The organism is Labrenzia sp. THAF191a (assembly GCF_009363335.1).
Lineage (GTDB): Bacteria > Pseudomonadota > Alphaproteobacteria > Rhizobiales > Stappiaceae > Roseibium > Roseibium algicola.
On record NZ_CP045333.1, the window covers coordinates 1836212 to 1854138 of the forward strand.

Genomic DNA, 17927 nt, shown 5'->3' on the forward strand with positions numbered 1-17927 from the left:
GTGATTTCGTCTACGCTCCGTTAGGAAATCCCGCGCATTTTGTGCGGTGAGTGAAAGCCTTTCTTAACCCTGCCGAGGACGCTGTGCTGGCAATCGTAAAATCGTTTTGTTCCATTTTCGGGTTCATCTTTTTAAGCTCGTGCGCGGCTTACGACTTTCCGGATCCTACGCCAGAAGACTACGCGGTACACGGCATCGACGTGTCCCGGTGGCAGGGCGATATCGATTGGGTGGCCGCAAAGCAGGGCGGTGTCGCCTTCGCCTGGATCAAGGCGACCGAAGGCGGCGACCACGTCGACCCGCGCTTTGTCGAGAACTGGGTGGCAGCGCGCCAGGCGGGCATGCCGCGCGGGGCCTATCACTTCTATTATTTCTGCCGTCCGGTTGAAGAACAGATTTCGTGGGTGAAGGAAATCGTTCCCGTCGACCCGCAAGCCTTGCCGCTTGTTCTCGACATGGAATGGAATGCGCATTCCAAGACCTGCCGGGAACGGCCGGAACGACCGCAGATCCTGCGGGACATGAAGATCTTCCTCGACGAAATGGAAAAGCACTACGGCAAGCGCCCGGTGATCTATTCCTCGGTCGATTTCCACCGCGACCGACTGGTCGGTGCGCTCAAGAACGAGCAATTCTGGCTGCGTTCTGTCGCTAGCTTCCCGAACAACATCTATGAGCAGCGCGACGACTGGTTTTTCTGGCAGTATACGGCCGAGGGCCGGGTGCCGGGCGTCAAAGGCGACGTCGACCGGAATGCGTTCTTCGGAACCAAGTCGCAATACCGCGACTGGCTGAACGGCAAGCTGAGGCGCTGACCGTGCCCTGGGCCAATACCGCTAACGCACCTTGATCTGGTGCGTGACGTCCTTGCCGTTGCTGACTGTGACCTGGGTGAAGCCGATCATCTTGCAAAGATCGAGGAAGTTCAGGTCCTGCGGCTGGTTTGACCGCGCGAAGAGTTCCGTCGTGCGGGCCATCGAGGTCAGGGAAGCAAGCAGGGCCCGCAGCCTGAACAGCGTGTCGTAGCGCCCGTCGCCGGTTGCCACCACAATCAGCTTTTCCAGTTCGGTGCCCTTGGCAAAAAGGTGATATCCGGGCGGATACCCCAGTTTTGCGTTCTGGGATGCAAGGCCGCTGACGAAGGCTGCCCGCGACCGCTTGCCGGTGTCAGGTGCAAGGCCCAGTTCTGAGACGTAAACCTCCTGGGTCTGCACCTCCGGGTAATAATAGCCGGCATGCGCATCGAAGGCCGACGCCTGTGCAATGGATGCAGCAGACCAGAGCGCCGCCAGCGCCATGGTAGACGCAACAGATTGAATTCGTTTCACTTCACAAAGCCCCCCGGCTGTTCGTGCGCCTATCAAGCCCGAAATGCAGGCCGAACGCAAATCGGACGCAAGCTGGGCGCAAGCTGGGGCGGGCAGCATTTGGCGTGAGAAGGAATAGAGACGCCTGCAGCGCTATACTTTTGCCATGATGCTAGCCGCTTCTTGAAAGCGTCAGGGCGCAGAACTTTGGAGTTTTGAACATGTTGATCCGCTTTTCGCTGGCATTTGCCGCGATCGTGATGATGGTGCTGCCAGCAAGCGCACAATCACGGCCGGCCATTGCCTTCACGACGGCCAATCTCAACATGCGCGCCGGACCGGGAACCAATTATCCCGTGATGGCCACCGTGCCGCGCGGGGGCGGGGTAACCATTTTCGGGTGTACGGCCGACTTCGGCTGGTGCGATGCCGCCTTCACCAATGTGAAGGGATGGGTTTCCGGCCAATATCTCAGCTATGGCGGTGAAGGCATCTATTATGGCCGGCCAATCCCCAGCGCGGGCATCAACCTGGGTGTGCAGCGCTACTACCGGGATTACCCGATCTATGCGGAGGCGCCTGCACCTGCCTATCGCGGCGGTCCGGTCTACAAGGGCGATCCTCCCTATGATCCGCCGCCGGTTGAACCGGGACCCATCTATGCACCGGAACCGCTTTACGAAGCGCCGCCTGTCGTTGTCGCGCCGCCGCAGCCGATCATTATCCGGCCCTACTGGGATTCATTTCCCGGCTATCCGCAAAGGTATTTCGAGCCGCGTATCTATTGAAGCGGGCTGTTACCGGGCCGGTTTCGGTCCAGCCATGACCAGCGACCAGAAAACCTTGTGCTTGGCATTGGGCGCGTAAGCCGTCGCGATGCCAAGCCGGGTCGCGTCTTTCGTCAGCAACACCTGGTTATGCTTCGGGCTTTCCCGCCAGCCTGAAAAAGCTTCGGCAAAGGTTCTGTATCCGGCGCTGACGTTTTCGGCAGCAGCCGTCTTCGGCTCGCCGATGGAGGCCATGCGGGTTGCCAGCTGCTGGTTCGGGGCGAGCGATGCCTGAACGTTTCCGGCCGCGGCCATCGCGTCGGCCTGCGATTTTGCAATGGATGTCAGCTGCGGATCGGCAATCACGGGCGACAGTCCGTTGTTGATCCGGTATTGCGAGATCATCTGGGCGGCCGTTGCAGCATCTACCACACCGTCGACACGCGCCATGTCCTCGTAGAAGGGGGGTGTCTGCATGCGGTCGCCCATGCAGGCGGCAACCGAGAGCAGCAGCGCTCCGGCGAGGGCGAGTTTCAGGGATCGATGGACCATCGGATTGTCAGCCACGCTGTTGAAGCTCCCGCTCAGGATCAATGAGATTTAGTGAGGCACATGATTCGCCTCACATTGGAAGGTGATGGGACGACAGTTGAGCAGAATTGCGGCGCAAGGCTCCTGAAACCGGTGCACAAGCCTTTCAGCTGGGGTGTGCGCGCAATGGGTTGGAAAAAATGGAGCAGGTTTCTTGAATGGCAAATTTCAAGTTACATATAAAGTAACATGATGGTGCCGAACCTCTTGGTATGGATCGGAGCACCAGGCCACGCATTGCTTGAGGACCTTTTCCATGTCGCTGTTTTCCGGAACCGCATCAACCGCCGGACATGCGGAAAGAACGGCGAGGCTCGTTCCCGGGCTTGCCGACATGCACAAGATGGCCGGCCTGCTGCTGGCGGAGCGGGCGCCATCGGACGGGACAATCCTGGTGCTTGGTGCCGGTGGCGGTGTTGAACTGAAGGCCTTTGCCCGCATGCAGCCCGACTGGCGTTTCCTTGGTGTCGACCCGTCCGCGGACATGCTGGAAAAGGCGCAAGAGCATCTTGGTCCTCTCGGGGCAAGGGTGAGCCTGCAGGAGGGATACATCCATGATGCCCCCGAGAGACAATTTGATGGCGCCGCCTGCCTGCTGACGCTTCATTTTCTGGATCGGGAGGAGAGGTTGAAGACGCTTTCCGGGCTGCGGCAACGGTTGAAGCCTGGCGCGGCCTTCGTTTCGGTTCATCACAGCTTTCCGACCGACCCTGCGGGCAAGGACAGGTGGCTGGCAAGATATGCGGCGTTTTCCACCGAATCCGGCACTTCCCGCTCGCTTACCGAAAACGGCATGGCTGCGATGAAGGAGCGCTTGCCGGTGCTGACGCCCGAGCAGGATGCGGATCTGTTGAGGCAGGCCGGATTTGTCGACGTCGAGACCTTCTACACGGCCTTCACCTTCAGAGGCTGGGTCGCCACCGCCGGGTAATCAAAAAGAAAAGACCAGCCCGTGAGACACGGGCTGGTCAGGCTGCATGAGGCTAACGGGGCTTGAGGCCCCCAGCCTTTCAGGGAGCTTGTTGAGCCCGCCGCCTGCAGGTGGTTGCCCTGAAGGCGGCGGCGCCGGATCAGCGGGTGGAGGCTTCCAGAACGTCCTCATAGGTCCGAAGACCGGTGGTCGGTGCGCAGACCAGGACGGACATGTTGCCCGGTGCGTGCTGGTTCTTCCACATCTTGGTATGGGCCTTCGGGATCTGATCCCAGGGGAAGACCTCGGACATGTAAGGGTCGATGCGCCGTTCGATCATCAGCTTGTTGGCGGCCGAGGCCTGCTTCAGATGGGCGAAGTGTGACCCTTGAAGGCGCTTCTGGTGCATCCACATGTAGCGGACGTCGAAGGTGCAGTTGAAGCCTGACGTACCTGCGCAAATAACGACCATGCCGCCCTTCTTGCAGACCAGGGTGGAGACCGGGAAGGTTGCCTCGCCCGGGTGTTCGAAGACGATATCGACGTTGTTGCCCTTGCCGGTGATGTCCCAGATCGCCTTGCCGAACTTGCGCGCTTCCGCGAACCATTCCGCATATTCGGGCGAGCCGACCGTCGGCAATTGACCCCAGCACTTGAAGTCCTTGCGGTTGATCACGCCCTTGGCGCCGAGATCCAGCACGAACTGGCGCTTGTCCTCGTCAGAGATGACGCCGATGGCATTGGCGCCTGCTGCCGTAATCAACTGGATGGCGTAGGAGCCAAGGCCACCCGAGGCGCCCCAGACAAGCACGTTCTGACCCGGCTTCAGCTCATGCGGGTGATGGCCGAACAGCATGCGATAGGCGGTCGCGAGCGTCAGCGTGTAGCAGGCGCTTTCTTCCCAGGTCAGGTGGCGCGGCCGGGGCATAAGCTGCTGGGCCTGCACGCGGGTGAATTGCGAGAACGAGCCGTCCGGTGTCTCGTAGCCCCAGATCCGCTGGGAGGTGGAGAACATCGGGTCGCCACCGTTGCACTCCTCGTCGTCGCCGTCGTCCTGATTACAATGAACCACGACCTCGTCGCCCACTTTCCAGCGCTTGACCTTGTCACCAACGGCCCAGACGATGCCCGAGGCATCGGAGCCGGCAATATGATAGGCGGCGCCGTGACCGTCGAACGGGCTGATCGGCTGGCCGAGGCCTGCCCAGATGCCGTTGTAGTTGACGCCGGCGGCCATCACCAGAACCAGAACCTCGTGGCTGTCGAGTTCCCAGGTCGGCACGACTTCCAGTTTCATGGCGTCTTCCGGCGGTCCGTGGCGTTCACGGCGGATGGTCCAGGCATACATGTTTTTGGGAACGTGTCCGAGCGGCGGGATCTCTCCGATTTCATAAAGATCTTTCACCGGCGCGCCCTCTCGCGTTTGGTTGTCATTGGCTTCCGCGGTCGCTGTCATTCTCCCCTCCCAGGGCTTCTTTTGGGCCTCAGAATTTCGCATTTGCACAAGTCGTAATCGGGCAAATACCCAATTTTGCGCAACTATTGTTCAAAAACGATCACCGTTCTATACGACTATTGCTTAACTTGCGTTTTGATGCCAACCATATTTTGCATTGCACATTGGGGTTTCGCAGTCGCGTAAACTCCGGCACACTGCTGACTGTTCGGGAGAAACAGGCTGACGCGGTGCTGCCAAATCAAGAAAAAACAGGCAGCAGAACGCCTTAGGAGGATGAGTGGCATGAGTGCATCGGGTGAGAGCCGGCCGGAGAAAGATCGTCCGTGGATTTTCCGGACCTACGCGGGTCACTCGACGGCGGCCGAATCGAACAAGCTCTACCGTGGCAATCTTGCCAAGGGTCAGACTGGCCTGTCCGTTGCGTTCGATCTGCCGACTCAGACCGGCTATGATCCGGATGACGCCCTGGCGCGCGGCGAAGTGGGCAAGGTCGGTGTTCCGGTGGCTCATCTCGGCGACATGCGCACCCTGTTCCAGGACATTCCGCTGGAGCGGATGAACACCTCCATGACGATCAACGCGACCGCACCCTGGCTGCTGTCGCTCTATATAGCGGCTGCCGACGAACAGGGCGCCGACCGCAAATTGCTGTCGGGCACGACCCAGAACGACATCATCAAGGAATATCTGTCCCGGGGCACCTATGTGTTTCCGCCGGCGCCATCGCTCAGGCTGACGACCGATGTCATCGCCTGGACCTATTCCAACATGCCCAAATGGAATCCGATGAACGTCTGCTCCTATCATTTGCAGGAAGCAGGTGCGACACCGGTTCAGGAGTTGTCCTTCGCGCTGGCAACGGCGGTGGCCATTCTGGATTCCATCAAGGCGAGTGGTGCCATTCCCGATGAAGACTTCCCGAAGGCTGTCGGCCGGATTTCCTTCTTCGTCAATGCGGGCATGCGGTTCATTACCGAGATGTGCAAGATGCGCGCCTTCACCGAATTGTGGGACGAGATCTGCCTGGAGCGCTATGGCGTCGAGGACGAGCGCTATCGCCGCTTCCGCTATGGCGTTCAGGTGAACAGCCTCGGGCTGACCGAGCCGCAGCCGGAAAACAACGTCTACCGTATCCTCATCGAGATGCTGGCGGTGGTCTTGTCCAAGAATGCGCGCGCCCGCGCCGTGCAACTGCCGGCATGGAACGAGGCGCTGGGCCTGCCGCGACCGTTCGACCAGCAGTGGTCGCTGCGAATGCAGCAGATCGTTGCCTATGAGACCGACCTTCTGGACTATGCGGACATTTTTGACGGCTCCGCCGAAATTACCCGCAAGGTGGAAGAGCTGAAGGCGCAAGCCCGCGAGGAACTTGCCCGGATCGATGCCATGGGTGGTGCGGTCGCCGCGGTCGATAGCAGCTACATGAAGCGCCAGCTTGTGGAAGCCAATTCCGCACGCCTTGCCGCGATCGAAGGCGGCGACCAGGTGGTGGTCGGCGTCAACCGCTGGACGGACAGCGAGCCTTCACCTCTGGCCGCCGGGGAAGATGGCGGCATTCTCACCGTTTCCGAGCATGTCGAGGAAGAGGCGGTCGAGAAGGTCAAGGCCTGGCGCGATGCACGCGATCAAGCTGCGGTCGAAACCGCGCTGGCGGACCTGAAAGCCGCCGCCCAGGAAGGCCGCAACATCATGGAGCCCTCGATTGCCGCGGCCAAGGCCGGAGCGACCACAGGCGAATGGGGCCGGACACTGCGCGAGGTCTTTGGCGAGTACCGTGCTCCGACCGGTGTCGGCCAGGCCGTGCGGGACAATGCCGGCACCTTGGCAGACATCCGCTCGGATGTGGAAGCAGTGTCAAAGAAACTCGGTCGCCGACTGAAGTTCCTGGTCGGCAAACCGGGTCTCGACGGGCATTCGAACGGAGCGGAACAGATTGCCGTCAGGGCGCGCGACTGCGGCATGGAGGTGGTCTATGAGGGAATCCGGCTAACGCCGGCGCAAATCGTCAACGCCGCGGTGGAAGAAGACGTTCACGTGATCGGTCTGTCGATTCTGTCCGGCTCGCACCTGGCCCTGGTGCGTGATGTGATGGACCGCCTCCGGGCAGCCGGCGCGGACGATATCCCGGTCGTGGTTGGTGGGATTATCCCTGACGAAGACGCGGCACAGCTCAAGGCGCAAGGCATTGCGGCGGTCTATACGCCCAAGGACTTCCAGCTCACCGATATCATGGCCGATGTGGTGAAGATTGTCGGCAACCGCGCAGAACAGGCTGCTTGAACCGGCCTTCGTCGAAAGTGACAATAATGCCGATTGAAGTATTTATTGGCGAAAATTATTCGCTCTTCTAGTCTCGGATAAACTTTCAGTTGCAACTGGCGCAGTCGTGGCTGCGTCGGTTTCGCTGGCGGGTTCAAGATTTATTTATACTTGGCCATTAGTAGTTTCCCTTAGCGCGGGTCTAAGCAGGAAACGATCCGATGATACGTAAGCCAATTTCCAGAATAACTTCAGTCCTCATCGGATTGCGGGACGGGACCAGTCTGCGCCAGCAGGTTGCCCTTTTGGCGGCTTCGCTTTGCATCTTTTCGATCGCGGTGGCCGCATTCGGTGCGGCCCTGATTGCACGCGGCGAAGCCATCCGGGAAAACCAGTGGGACCTGACCCTGATTGCGCGCAGCATGGCGCAGCGGCTGGACCAGACGATGTTCGACCGTTACCGCGAAGTGCGCAACGTCGCAGACATGGAACTGCTGAAGCCCGTCTGGACGCGCAATCCCGACATCATTCGTGAAACGCTTGACCAGTTGCAGCGCAGCCTGCCGCAATATGCCTGGATCGGATTTGCATCTGTCGACGGCACGGTCGTGGCGGCAACCAAAGGCATGCTGGAGGGCGCATCCGTCGCCGAGCGGCCCTGGTTCATCAGTGGTCTGAAAGGGCCTGCGGTCGAGGATGTGCATCTTGCCAAGCTGCTTGACCACCTGTTGCGGACAAGCCCCGATGAAGCGCCGTTTCGTTTCGTCGACGTGGCAATGCCGGTAAAGGACGAAAACGGAAAACTGGCGGGCGTGCTTGGCGCGCACATGAGCTGGAGCTGGGCGGAAGAAACCCGGCGCGATGTTCTGGAAAACAATCTCGGCAAGGAAGGGCTCGACCTCTTCGTGCTTGCGCGCGACGGCACGGTGCTTGTCGGGGAAGACGCCGAAGGCACGAGCCTCTCCCGGGAGAATGCTGCCTACGATCCCGGCAATCCCGACATGGTGGTCGCGGAGGTCGAAACCTCGGGCCTTGGCGATTATCCGGGGCTGGGCTGGAAAGTCGCCGTGCAGCAGCCGGTCAGCGTCGTGTCGGCTCGGGTGGCGGCTCTGGTTCGCAATATCTTTCTGATCGGATTTGCGGTCGCCTGTCTTTCCGCGCTGCTGGCATGGCTTGCGTCTCGCACCATCTCGCAGCCGCTTCTCGGCCTGGTTTCAGCGCTGGACAGGATCGGGCGTGACGAAAAGGAAACGACAGTTCCGCGTCTGCACGGGTTCCGGGAACTTTCGCAGGTGTCTGCCTCCGTCAGGTCGCTGCTGCGCCGGCTCGGTACCGTGGAAGAAAGCGCAAGGACAGCCCGGGACATGCTGGCGGTTCTGAAGGACGAATACAGCCGCAACATACGGTCCAGTGAGGAACGGAACCGGCAACTGGGAGCCGACATCCGCTCCTTGAGAACGCTGGCGGAACGCGATTCCCTGTCGGGCCTCCTGAACCGGCGTGCGTTCCAGCCGTTTGCGGAAGATGCCTTTGCGACCTTCCAGCGCCACGACCGGCTGTTCAGCGTGCTGATGATCGATGCGGACCACTTCAAGGCCGTCAATGACCAATTCGGGCACCGGGCCGGTGACGACGTCATCCGGGCCATCGGTGATGCCATCGTTGAAGAAATCCGTTCGACCGACAAGGCTGCCCGGTTCGGCGGGGAAGAATTCGTTCTCCTCCTGAGGGAAAACGACGCAAACGGGGCCTGGGTCCTGGCCGAGCGCATCAGGTTGAGAATTGCAGCCCTCACCGTGGATGCCGGCGTTGGCAATATCTCCGTCACGGTCAGCATTGGGCTGGCGGAAGTCACGGCTGATGATCGTGATGTCGAAGACACGATCGCCCGGGCGGATCAGGCGCTTTACATTGCCAAATCGTCGGGCCGCAACCGGGTCTGTGTCGACTATCCGACCCCTCGGTCCCAGTCGGCCTGAGGCAGTTGCCTTTGACAATACCGAGGGTTAACTTAACGTAAAGTTTTGTTAACCCTTTGTTGAAACAATTGGCGGGTTCCGCCAGAAGGCGGCAATTCTCTGAGGGCCAGGAGGCCGGAATGGCGACGATCGAAAGGCCGCAATCGGCCCAGGTCGTGGCGCATGCGACAGAGTACCCCGCGGACCGTGACGGTGACGGCACCGGTTACGACCGCAGAAAGAAGCGTGACACCGCAGAGCGCCACGAAAATGAAAACGGGATGTCCGAGGACACTCCGGCAGTTCTTGTTGACGATCACCACACCGTAAATCATGTGCTGGATGGCGTTGCCGCCTATCGGGCTGTCGCGTTGCAGGTCATGGAGCCGGGCATTGATCACGGGCCGGTACACCCCTTGCGGGGACCTGTCGACAGGATGCCCGCGGACAACGTCCGTCATGCCTATGAGGATCACGAGGACGGTGAGCCGCCCCATGAGGTGAATGTCGCGACCTGACGGGCGAAGTCGTCCAAAAGGTTGAAGCCACTTGGCTCGTTACGTATTAACCCGTATCTATGGCCGGCAGGGGAGATCCCCTATCGTTCGTGCACAGGTGCGCGTCCTTCGGGATGCAGCATCAGGTGCCGCCGTTCCGGTTGGCAGGCCTCCCACATCTGGTGCAGGTGGCTGATCCCGGGTGACAAGAGCTGGAGACTTGAGTTTGACTTTCCCCGCACATCTTCTCGAAGGCTACGGCCGTTACCTCAACAAGGGGTTCGTCAGGTACAAGGAAACCCATGAACGCTTGGCGGTCTACGGTCAGACGCCGGATGTGATGGTGATTTCCTGCTGCGACAGCCGGGTTACGCCGGAAGGCATCTTCAATGTCGGTCCGGGCGAATTGTTCGTGGTGCGCAACGTTGCCAACCTGGTGCCGCCATACGAGGATACGGAAGGTCAGCATGGCACCAGCGCCGCGATCGAATTCGCGGTCAACGGGCTCAAGGTCAAGCACATTGTGATCATGGGACATGGCCAGTGCGGTGGCGTGAAGGCGTTCCGGGAAAACGCGAATGCGCCGATGGCGACAGGTCAGTTCATCGGCCGGTGGATCAAGTTGCTGGAGCCGGCGGCAATCGCGATGGCCTGCATGCCGGTGGACAAGGCCGACGATCCTCAGCTTGCCATGGAATATGCCGGTATCCGCCAGTCGCTGAAGAACCTAATGACCTTCCCGTTCATCGAGGCGGCCGTTTCGGCGGGTTCGCTCAGCCTGCACGGGTCCTGGTTCGACATCGGGTCCGGCGAATTGCGGGTCATGGACGCCGAAACACAGAGATTCTCCACGACAGCCCCTGAAGCTCTCGCCACTGCGGGATAAGCGCTGCAAGGAAAGGGACGTCATGCTCGTCGATCCGGTGCTCTATCGCCGAATGGCCAAATACAACAGCTGGATGACCGAAAAGGTCTATGCGGCAGCGGATCTCATGAGCGATGAAGACCGCAAGGCCGACCGGGGTGCCTTCTTCCGGTCCGTGCATTCCACGCTTAACCACATCCTGTTTGCCGACAGGGCCTGGATGGGTCGCTTCACCGGCCGCAAATACGAAATCAAGGGCATGGGCGTTGACCTCTTCGAGAATTTCGATGAGTTGAAAGCCGCCCATTTCGACATGTGCCTGCAGATTTCCGACTTTGCCGAGTGGCTGACCATAGACTGGCTGGCGGAGGATCTGGAATGGACAAGCGGCCAGGACGGTATTCCCCGGTCCCGGCCGCGCTGGATGCTTGTCACCCACATGTTCAATCACCAGACCCATCATCGCGGCCAGGTGTCGACGCTGTTGACACAGGCCGGGCATGACATCGGTGTTACCGATCTGCCGTTCATGCCCGATCTGGTGTGACGGGGAAGCCTGTTCAGACTTCCGTCTTCATTCCGTAGTTCTTCACCGCGCCAAGCACTGCGTCGATCTCGGACTTTGAGAGAATGTGCGGCGAGCCGATCGTCCGGCTGAGGATATAGGCCTTGGCCAGGACTTCCAGTTCCTCAAGACGCCAGAGGCCCTTTTCAAGGGTCTCGCCGACAACAACTGCACCGTGGTTGGCCATCAGGCAGCCTTGCCGGTCTTTCATGACGTCTGTCACTTCTCGCGCAAGTTCGTCGCTGCCGAAAAGGGCGTAGCCTGCCAGGGGAACCGTGTCACCACCGAAGAGCGCGATCATGTAATGGCAGGAGGGGATCTCCATCCGGTTGATCGCCAGCGCGGTGCAGTGGACCGGGTGGGCGTGTACGACTGCGTGCATCTCCGGCTTTGCCCGCAGCAGCGCAAGGTGGAACTGCCATTCGGTTGAAGGCGGCAGGGGCCCTTCGAAAGCGCTGTCTCCGTCCAGCGGGATGGAGGCCAGCATCTCCGGGGTCATGCGGTCATAGGGCACGCCGGAGGGCGTGATGATCATCCGGTCGCCTGCGCGCGCGGAAATATTGCCCGATGTGCCCTGGTTGATACCGCGGCTGTTCATCTCCTTGCAGGAATCGATGATGGCCTGGCGAAGTTCGGGTGTGTCCTGATAAGGCGTCTTAAGCATTGTTTTCCGTCAGATTGAGCATTTCCGTCGCCGTTTCCGAGCAGGTGGCGATGTGGGTGGCGTAGCCGCCGCGCAGGGCGGCCAGCATCGGTCTGGCACGGTCCGGGCCGGAGCCGACCAGCAGGCCCATGTCCTTGCCGCGCATCTGGTCCAGCGTCACGGCAATCATCCGGTCCTCGATTTCCCGGTTGAGACCGTTGCCGTCGTGGTCGATCAGGCGGCCACAGATCACGCCGATAGCACCGCGTTCCGCGCATGGGGCAACGTCGGCGGGGTCAAGCAGACCGGTATGGACAACGTGGCTGTCTGCCGTGCAGGTGCCGCAGGCGAAGATGGTCTTGTTGCAGTCGGCCACCGCATCAAGCTGCATGCGGATCACCGGTTCCCGCTTCAGTTCTTCCACCAGCGCCCGATTGGACAAGAGCAGCGGCACATGAAGGTTGACGCAGTGCGCGCCATAGCGGCGGGCGAGCGTTGCCGAGCAGGTTTCCGCGGCAAAGCCGAGGGCTGCCGGGCGCGAGCCGACCAGCTGAACCACGGTAAGGTCCGGCACTGTTACCCGCGGCGCGGCCTCCGCCACCCGGTAGACCGTTTCGCCCCAGGCAACGCCAAGCCGGTCGCCCGGTTCCAGCAGGCCCGGCAGCCAGTCGGCAACCACACGGGTGACCCGGTCAAGGGACTGATCGGCCCCGGCAGAAGATGTCGGAACGACGATGGCGTCCTGCAGACCAAACCGGTCGACGAGACGGCGCGCCAGATCGTGATCGCGGAAGATGTCCGTATCCAGCGTGATGCGGACATAATCGCGTTTTCGCGCTTCGGACAGATAGTTGACGACCGTCGCCCGCGAAATGCCGAGGCGTTCGGCGATCTCGTTCTGGTTCATGCCTTCCTGGTAGTAGCACCAGGTGACCTCGATGATGGCGTCGTCCTGGCTGCGCGCCCTGGTGGCCGCGGAGGGTGCCGCGGCCTTGGTGCCGGTTGGCCGGGAACTGGTCGGGCCAGGGCTCATGCGCTCTTGGCGATCCTGCTGAGATCCGGGAAGAGCGCGGCAAGGCCTTCGGCGCTGGCCTCGCAGACACCGCGTTCGGTAATCAGGCCGGTGACGAGGTGGTTCGGCGTGACATCGAAGGCAGGATTGCCGCCGGGCGTGCCAACCGGTGTCACCTGGACGACGCCGATCTTGCCGTCGTCCGTCAGGCCCTGGATGTGCGTGACTTCGCGTTCCTGGCGTTCCTCGATCGGAATTTCGGCAACGCCGTCATCTACCGTCCAGTCGATGGTCGGTGAAGGCAGGGCAACGTAGAACGGCACGTTGTTGGCCTTGGCGGCAAGTGCCTTCAGATAGGTGCCGATCTTGTTGCAGACGTCGCCTCGGCGCGTGGTGCGGTCCGTTCCGACGATGACCATGTCGACAAGGCCGTGCTGCATCAGGTGGCCGCCGGCGTTGTCGGTGATGTAGGTGTGCGGAATGCCGTGGCTGCCCAATTCCCAGGAGGTGAGGGCACCCTGGTTGCGCGGGCGGGTTTCATCCACCCAGACATGGATCGGAATGCCGGCGTCATGGGCCTGGTACATCGGGCTCGTCGCCGTGCCCCAGTCGACGGTCGCAATCCAGCCGGCGTTGCAATGGGTCAGGATGCGAACAGGCTCTCCGTCCTTCTTGCCCGCTGCGATCTTGCGGATGATCTCAAGACCATTCTGGCCGATGCTGTGGTTGATGCCGACATCCTCGTCGGAGATCTCGTGCGCGAGCTTCAGCGCAGCGGCGGGACGGTCAGCTTCCGGCAGCGGGAGCAGGTGCGCACGGCAGCGGTTGAGCGCCCAACGCAGGTTGATGGCCGTCGGCCGGGTCTTGTCGAGAAACTCCCAGGCCGTGTCCAGATGCGCATTGGACGGGTCGATCTTTGCGGCCAGTGCCATACCGTAGGCAGCGGTTGCACCAATGAGCGGCGCGCCGCGCACGCGCATCTCAACGATGGCGTCGGCGAAGTCCTGAAGTGTGTCGACCTGCTGGATGCGGAATTCGTGCGGCAGCCAGCGCTGATCGATGATCTGCAGGGCAGCCTTGTCGTCATCCCACCAGAGCGAGCGGTAATGAGTGCCGTTGACCTTCATGGGATGTCCTTCTTGTTGAATTGGCGCGCAAGCTTCACGAGCGCATCGGTCGAGCCGTAACTTTCTGGCGACAGGATGAGGTCGGCCCCCATCAGCAGGTTGCGCGTTTCCAGACGGCGCTTCAGCTGCTTGTCCTCGATTTCCTCGAAGTCGGCATTATGGGCGAGCGACAGGGTGCGGCGGTGCATCTCGATACCGCAATAGCCCATGGCCTCGTTGCGGATATCCTGCAGGAGGCCCGCACATGCGAAGTCTGATGCCTGCCCCTGATCCTCGAACAGGGAAGCCGGATAAAGCATGCCGGTGCGCTCGGTGTTCCAGAGGCGGGTGAACTCGGCCTCGAAGGATGAGAAGGTTTCGGCGATGACCGACAAAACCCATTCCTGGAAATCCTCGAGTGTTTCCGCGCTGCGATGGGCCGGCTGGCTGAAATAGGCCATCAGGAAGTTGGCTGTCAGCATTCCGATGTCGAAGCCGAGCGGGCCGTATTGCACGAATTCGGGATCGATGACACGGCTGTCGCTGTCCGTGGACATGATGGAGCCGCTGTGCAGGTCGCCGTGCACCATGGTTTCGGTGTTGGAGGCAAATTTCATCAGGAACCGCTGCACCTTTGCCTTCAGTTCGGCATTGGTGCGCAGGTCTGCCACAACGGGGTCAAGACCTTCCGTGTGGTGGTTCATTTCAGCAGCATAATAAGGATCGGTGAACACCAGCGCTTCGGTGATTGCGGGGATTTCCACGTTGCCGGCGAACAGGCTGACATCGGCCTTCTTGTCTGCGCTCTTCATGGACAGTTCCGAGCCGCGAAACGCGGTGCGGGCGCAGAAGGTGCCAAGGAAAGCACCGAGTCCTGCAACCTTTTCACCATCGATCAGCTTGCGCCGCAGGATCTTGTGCGGCGAGAGGAATTCCATGACGATCAGCGCCTGGTCCTCATCGAAGTGGTAGACCTCCGGCACTGCGCCCGGATCACGGGCGGCCTGTCGTACAAGCGCATGGTTCTCGTAAAGCGCGCGATAAAGCGGCAGCGGCCAGCTGTCGCCGACCAGGCGCACATAGGGCAGTGCCTGCTTGACGATGATCGTGCCTTTGGGGCCCTCGACAATGAAGACGAGGTTCAGGTTGCCGTCGCCAACTTCGCGAACGGTCCAGTCAGACGGGTCTGCTCCGATCCTGTCCGCAACGGCGGAAATGCCGGAAAGTCTTTCGCCGAGCGTTTCCGGCGTGAGGGGCCGATAGAGGTCTGGCGTGTCCATCTTGGGTCTTGTTCCTCCCTATTTTGCCCCGATAATGGTCAAGATTATTCAAAAGTCAACACAGTTGACAAATGCCTATTTAGCGTGTTGTAACGATGAGAAGCGGGGGAGGAACTCGCAAAAATATCGGGAGGAAAGGTGCCAGACGTCACCTGTAAATTGAGCGGCTTGGAAAAGTCCTTCGGGCGCAACCACGTGCTTCGGGGGATCGATCTGGAGCTGCGCGCCGGCGAAGTCACGGCGCTGATGGGAGCCAACGGTGCCGGCAAGTCGACGCTGGTGAAGGTCCTGTGCGGCTATCATTTTGCCGATGCCGGCGAGATCGAGCTGGCCGGTGCGCCCTTCAAGCCGCTTGACGCGGCCGATGCCATCTCAAAGGGCGTCGTGACCGTGCACCAGTCCATCGATGACGGCGTCATTCCGGATCTCGATGTTGCCACCAACCTGACGCTGGACCTCCTGACCGAACCGGGTGCCGATTTCTTCGTCAACGACAGGAAACTTCGCCGGCAGGCCCGCAAGGTTGCCGAAAGCATGGGGCTGACGATGGACGTGCGCACCCGTGTTGCGGATCTGGAGGTTGCCGACCGCCAGATGATCGCGATCGCACGTGCCATGGCCCGCGCGCCGAAGTTGCTCATTCTGGACGAGCCGACCTCATCTCTGTCCGCTTCCGAAGCCGACCGCCTGTTCGCGCTGATTGACCGGCTGCGTGCGGAAGGTGTCGCCATTCTCTATATTTCCCACCGCATGTCGGACATCCGCCGCGTGGCCGACCGGATCGTTTCCATGCGCGACGGGGCGATTTCCGGCCTGTTCGAGACAGAGCCGCTGGACTATGTCGGCGCGGTCAACGCCATGCTTGGCCACCAGATGACCGAGGTCGATATCGATCCGGTTGCCGGCGGCGATCCGATCCTGGAAGTAGATGGTGTGCGCCTACACGAAAATGGCCCGCAGATCGATCTGACTGCTCGCGAAGGCGAAGTGGTAGCCCTGACGGGTCTGCTCGGCAGCGGCACCACGGAACTGGCGGAAGTGCTGTTTGGCCTTGCGAAACCGGCCGGCGGCACCTTGCGCCTGGACGGCAAGGCCTACACTCCGAAGAGTGCGGAAGACGCCGTCGCCAAGGGTGTGTTCATGTCGCCCAAGGACCGCAGCGTGAACGCCGTGGTGCCGGACTTCGACATCGCCAACAACATGACACTGCCGTTCCTCAGGGCATTCAGCCGGTTCTCTTTCCTGAGCGAACGCGGACAGCGCCGGGCTGCTGACGACATGATCGGCAAGATCGGGATCGTCTGTCAGGGCAACGGCGACGGCATCAACACCTTGTCGGGTGGCAACCAGCAGAAGGTCATGATCGGCCGCTGGCTGTTGCAGGCAAGCCGCGTATTGCTGCTGGACGAACCTTTCCAGGGTGTCGACATCGGCGCCCGGCGGGACATCGGTCACTACATCCGGCAGACCGCAAAAGGGCGCACGACACTCGTCTTCGTGGCGGAAATCGACGAGGCCCTGGAAATCGCCGACCGCATCGTCGTCATGCACGAGGCCGCCATCGTCGGCGAATACATCAACAAGAACGTCGACCTGAACCGTCTGGTCGCGGATGTCTCGGGGCCCGCAAGCGGGCAGGGGCAGAGCGAGCCAGCAACGCAGGCAATGGCAGGATGAATACCGGAACAATGAACAAGAACCCGCTCGAACTTGCCATCCGCTACGGCTTCCTCGTCCTACTCGGCGGACTGGCCCTTTTCTTCAGTCTCTATGCCAGCGGCTTTGCCAGCCCGCGTTCGGCCGTCTTCATCCTGCAGTCGGTGGCCATTACCGGCATTCTCGCGCTCGGTGTCACTTGTACGCTGGTGGTGGGCGGATTCGACCTGTCCATCGGATCTGTCGCAACCTCGGCGCTGATGCTGTCGGCCTACTCCATGGTGGTGCTGGAGCAATCCGCCTTTGTCGCGGTTGCACTCTGCCTGGTGATGGGGGCGGTCGTCGGGCTGATCAACGGGTTCCTTATCGTGAAGATGCGGGTGCCGGACCTTTTGGCGACGCTTGGCATGATGTTCCTTCTGATCGGTTTGCAGCGCATTCCGACCCAGGGCAATTCGATTGCGACCGGGATGAGCCTGGGCGAAGGCGTCGTCGCGGAGGGAACGTTCTCCGCGGCTTTCCTGTGGCTCGGCCGGCATCGCTTCGACCTGTTCCTGGACCGGTTGCTGCCGGTGCCGGTGGTGGTGTTCCTTTTGATCGCGCTGCTGATCTGGCTGTTCCTGGGGTACACCCGGCATGGCCGCCTGATGTATGCCATCGGCTCCAACGAACGGGCTGCCGAACTGGTCGGCACCAACGTGCAGCGCTACAAGATCGTAGCCTACATGATTTCCGGCATGCTGGCATCGGTTGGCGGCATTCTGCTGGCTGCCCGCCTTGGCCGCGGTGACATTGCCTCAGGCAACAACCTTCTGCTCGACAGCGTGGCCGCGGCCCTCATCGGCTTCGCGGTACTGGGCGCTGCCCGCCCGAACGCCTTCGGCACGGCGGCAGGGGCACTGTTCGTCGGCATTCTTCTTCAGGGGCTGACGATGATGAACGCTCCTTACTACATGCAGGATTTCGTCAAGGGCGCCGTGTTGGTCGCCGCCCTTGTCTTCACATTCTACCTGTCCTCGCGACGTGGGGGCCGGAGAACAGCGTGACGCCCT

The 17927-nt window shown here is 61.0% G+C and carries 17 protein-coding genes; 10 read left to right on the plus strand and 7 right to left on the minus strand.

The genetic code is table 11. The features are described 5' to 3' along the window. The first annotated feature begins 50 nt into the window (after nt 1-50). A complete protein-coding gene (locus tag FIV05_RS08445) occupies nt 51-815 on the plus strand; it encodes a GH25 family lysozyme (protein ID WP_286202276.1) in 765 nt (254 codons plus the stop codon). A gap of 21 nt (nt 816-836) precedes the next feature. Here the strand turns inward: FIV05_RS08445 and FIV05_RS08450 are convergent, their stop codons facing one another. Then, entirely contained in the window at nt 837-1328 is a 492-nt protein-coding gene (locus FIV05_RS08450) for a hypothetical protein (protein WP_209009907.1), read from the minus strand. Nucleotides 1329-1528: 200 nt separating this feature from the next. Between FIV05_RS08450 and FIV05_RS08455 the strand changes: the two genes are divergently transcribed. Continuing rightward, nucleotides 1529-2095, plus strand: a complete 567-nt coding sequence (locus tag FIV05_RS08455; RefSeq protein ID WP_152509244.1) for an SH3 domain-containing protein — start codon at nt 1529-1531, stop codon at nt 2093-2095. Between the two features lie 9 nt (nt 2096-2104). Here FIV05_RS08455 and FIV05_RS08460 read toward each other — a convergent pair whose 3' ends face one another. Further along, nucleotides 2105-2641, minus strand: a complete 537-nt coding sequence (locus FIV05_RS08460; RefSeq protein ID WP_306355459.1) for a CAP domain-containing protein — start codon at nt 2639-2641, stop codon at nt 2105-2107. Nucleotides 2642-2921: 280 nt separating this feature from the next. Between FIV05_RS08460 and FIV05_RS08465 the strand changes: the two genes are divergently transcribed. Beyond that, on the plus strand, nt 2922-3596 hold the full coding sequence (locus tag FIV05_RS08465; protein ID WP_152509245.1) for a class I SAM-dependent methyltransferase: 675 nt from the start codon (nt 2922-2924) through the stop codon (nt 3594-3596). A gap of 139 nt (nt 3597-3735) precedes the next feature. Here the strand turns inward: FIV05_RS08465 and ccrA are convergent, their stop codons facing one another. After that, nucleotides 3736-5031: a crotonyl-CoA carboxylase/reductase gene (gene ccrA, locus FIV05_RS08470; RefSeq protein ID WP_023002848.1), complete on the minus strand. Its 1296-nt coding sequence runs from the start codon at nt 5029-5031 to the stop codon at nt 3736-3738. Between the two features lie 285 nt (nt 5032-5316). On the opposite strand from ccrA, the gene FIV05_RS08475 reads away from it, so the two are divergent. The 5 genes from FIV05_RS08475 (at nt 5317) to FIV05_RS08495 (ending at nt 11160) form a co-directional block, all read left to right on the plus strand. After that, on the plus strand, nt 5317-7314 hold the full coding sequence (locus FIV05_RS08475) for a protein meaA (protein WP_077291546.1): 1998 nt from the start codon (nt 5317-5319) through the stop codon (nt 7312-7314). A 200-nt stretch (nt 7315-7514) separates the two neighbouring features. Continuing rightward, a complete protein-coding gene (locus FIV05_RS08480; RefSeq protein WP_152509246.1) occupies nt 7515-9272 on the plus strand; it encodes a diguanylate cyclase in 1758 nt (585 codons plus the stop codon). 119 nt (nt 9273-9391) lie between these two features. Continuing rightward, nucleotides 9392-9769, plus strand: a complete 378-nt coding sequence (locus FIV05_RS08485; protein ID WP_152509247.1) for a hypothetical protein — start codon at nt 9392-9394, stop codon at nt 9767-9769. 205 nt (nt 9770-9974) lie between these two features. Next, a complete protein-coding gene (locus tag FIV05_RS08490) occupies nt 9975-10634 on the plus strand; it encodes a carbonic anhydrase (RefSeq protein ID WP_139314252.1) in 660 nt (219 codons plus the stop codon). 22 nt (nt 10635-10656) lie between these two features. After that, a complete protein-coding gene (locus FIV05_RS08495; RefSeq protein ID WP_055659774.1) occupies nt 10657-11160 on the plus strand; it encodes a DinB family protein in 504 nt (167 codons plus the stop codon). 13 nt (nt 11161-11173) lie between these two features. Here the strand turns inward: FIV05_RS08495 and FIV05_RS08500 are convergent, their stop codons facing one another. The 4 genes from FIV05_RS08500 to mtnK are packed head-to-tail and all read right to left on the minus strand — an operon-like array spanning nt 11174 to nt 15219. Next, nucleotides 11174-11842, minus strand: coding sequence for a class II aldolase/adducin family protein (locus FIV05_RS08500; RefSeq protein WP_152509248.1), 669 nt, complete (start codon nt 11840-11842; stop codon nt 11174-11176). Then, nucleotides 11835-12854: a sugar-binding transcriptional regulator gene (locus FIV05_RS08505; protein ID WP_152509249.1), complete on the minus strand. Its 1020-nt coding sequence runs from the start codon at nt 12852-12854 to the stop codon at nt 11835-11837. Before FIV05_RS08505 ends, FIV05_RS08500 begins: the two co-directional genes overlap by 8 nt. Further along, nucleotides 12851-13960 (minus strand): S-methyl-5-thioribose-1-phosphate isomerase, encoded by a 1110-nt coding sequence (gene mtnA, locus FIV05_RS08510; RefSeq protein WP_075283981.1) that lies wholly within the window; start codon nt 13958-13960, stop codon nt 12851-12853. The genes FIV05_RS08505 and mtnA overlap by 4 nt, the downstream gene beginning before the upstream one ends. Next, nucleotides 13957-15219, minus strand: coding sequence for an S-methyl-5-thioribose kinase (gene mtnK / locus FIV05_RS08515; RefSeq protein WP_152509250.1), 1263 nt, complete (start codon nt 15217-15219; stop codon nt 13957-13959). The genes mtnA and mtnK overlap by 4 nt, the downstream gene beginning before the upstream one ends. Before the next feature lie 138 nt (nt 15220-15357). Here mtnK and FIV05_RS08520 point away from each other — a divergent pair, with 138 nt between their 5' ends. After that, nucleotides 15358-16896, plus strand: coding sequence for a sugar ABC transporter ATP-binding protein (locus tag FIV05_RS08520; RefSeq protein ID WP_209009908.1), 1539 nt, complete (start codon nt 15358-15360; stop codon nt 16894-16896). Further along, nucleotides 16893-17921: an ABC transporter permease gene (locus FIV05_RS08525; protein WP_023002859.1), complete on the plus strand. Its 1029-nt coding sequence runs from the start codon at nt 16893-16895 to the stop codon at nt 17919-17921. Before FIV05_RS08520 ends, FIV05_RS08525 begins: the two co-directional genes overlap by 4 nt. Nucleotides 17922-17927: the final 6 nt, after the last annotated feature.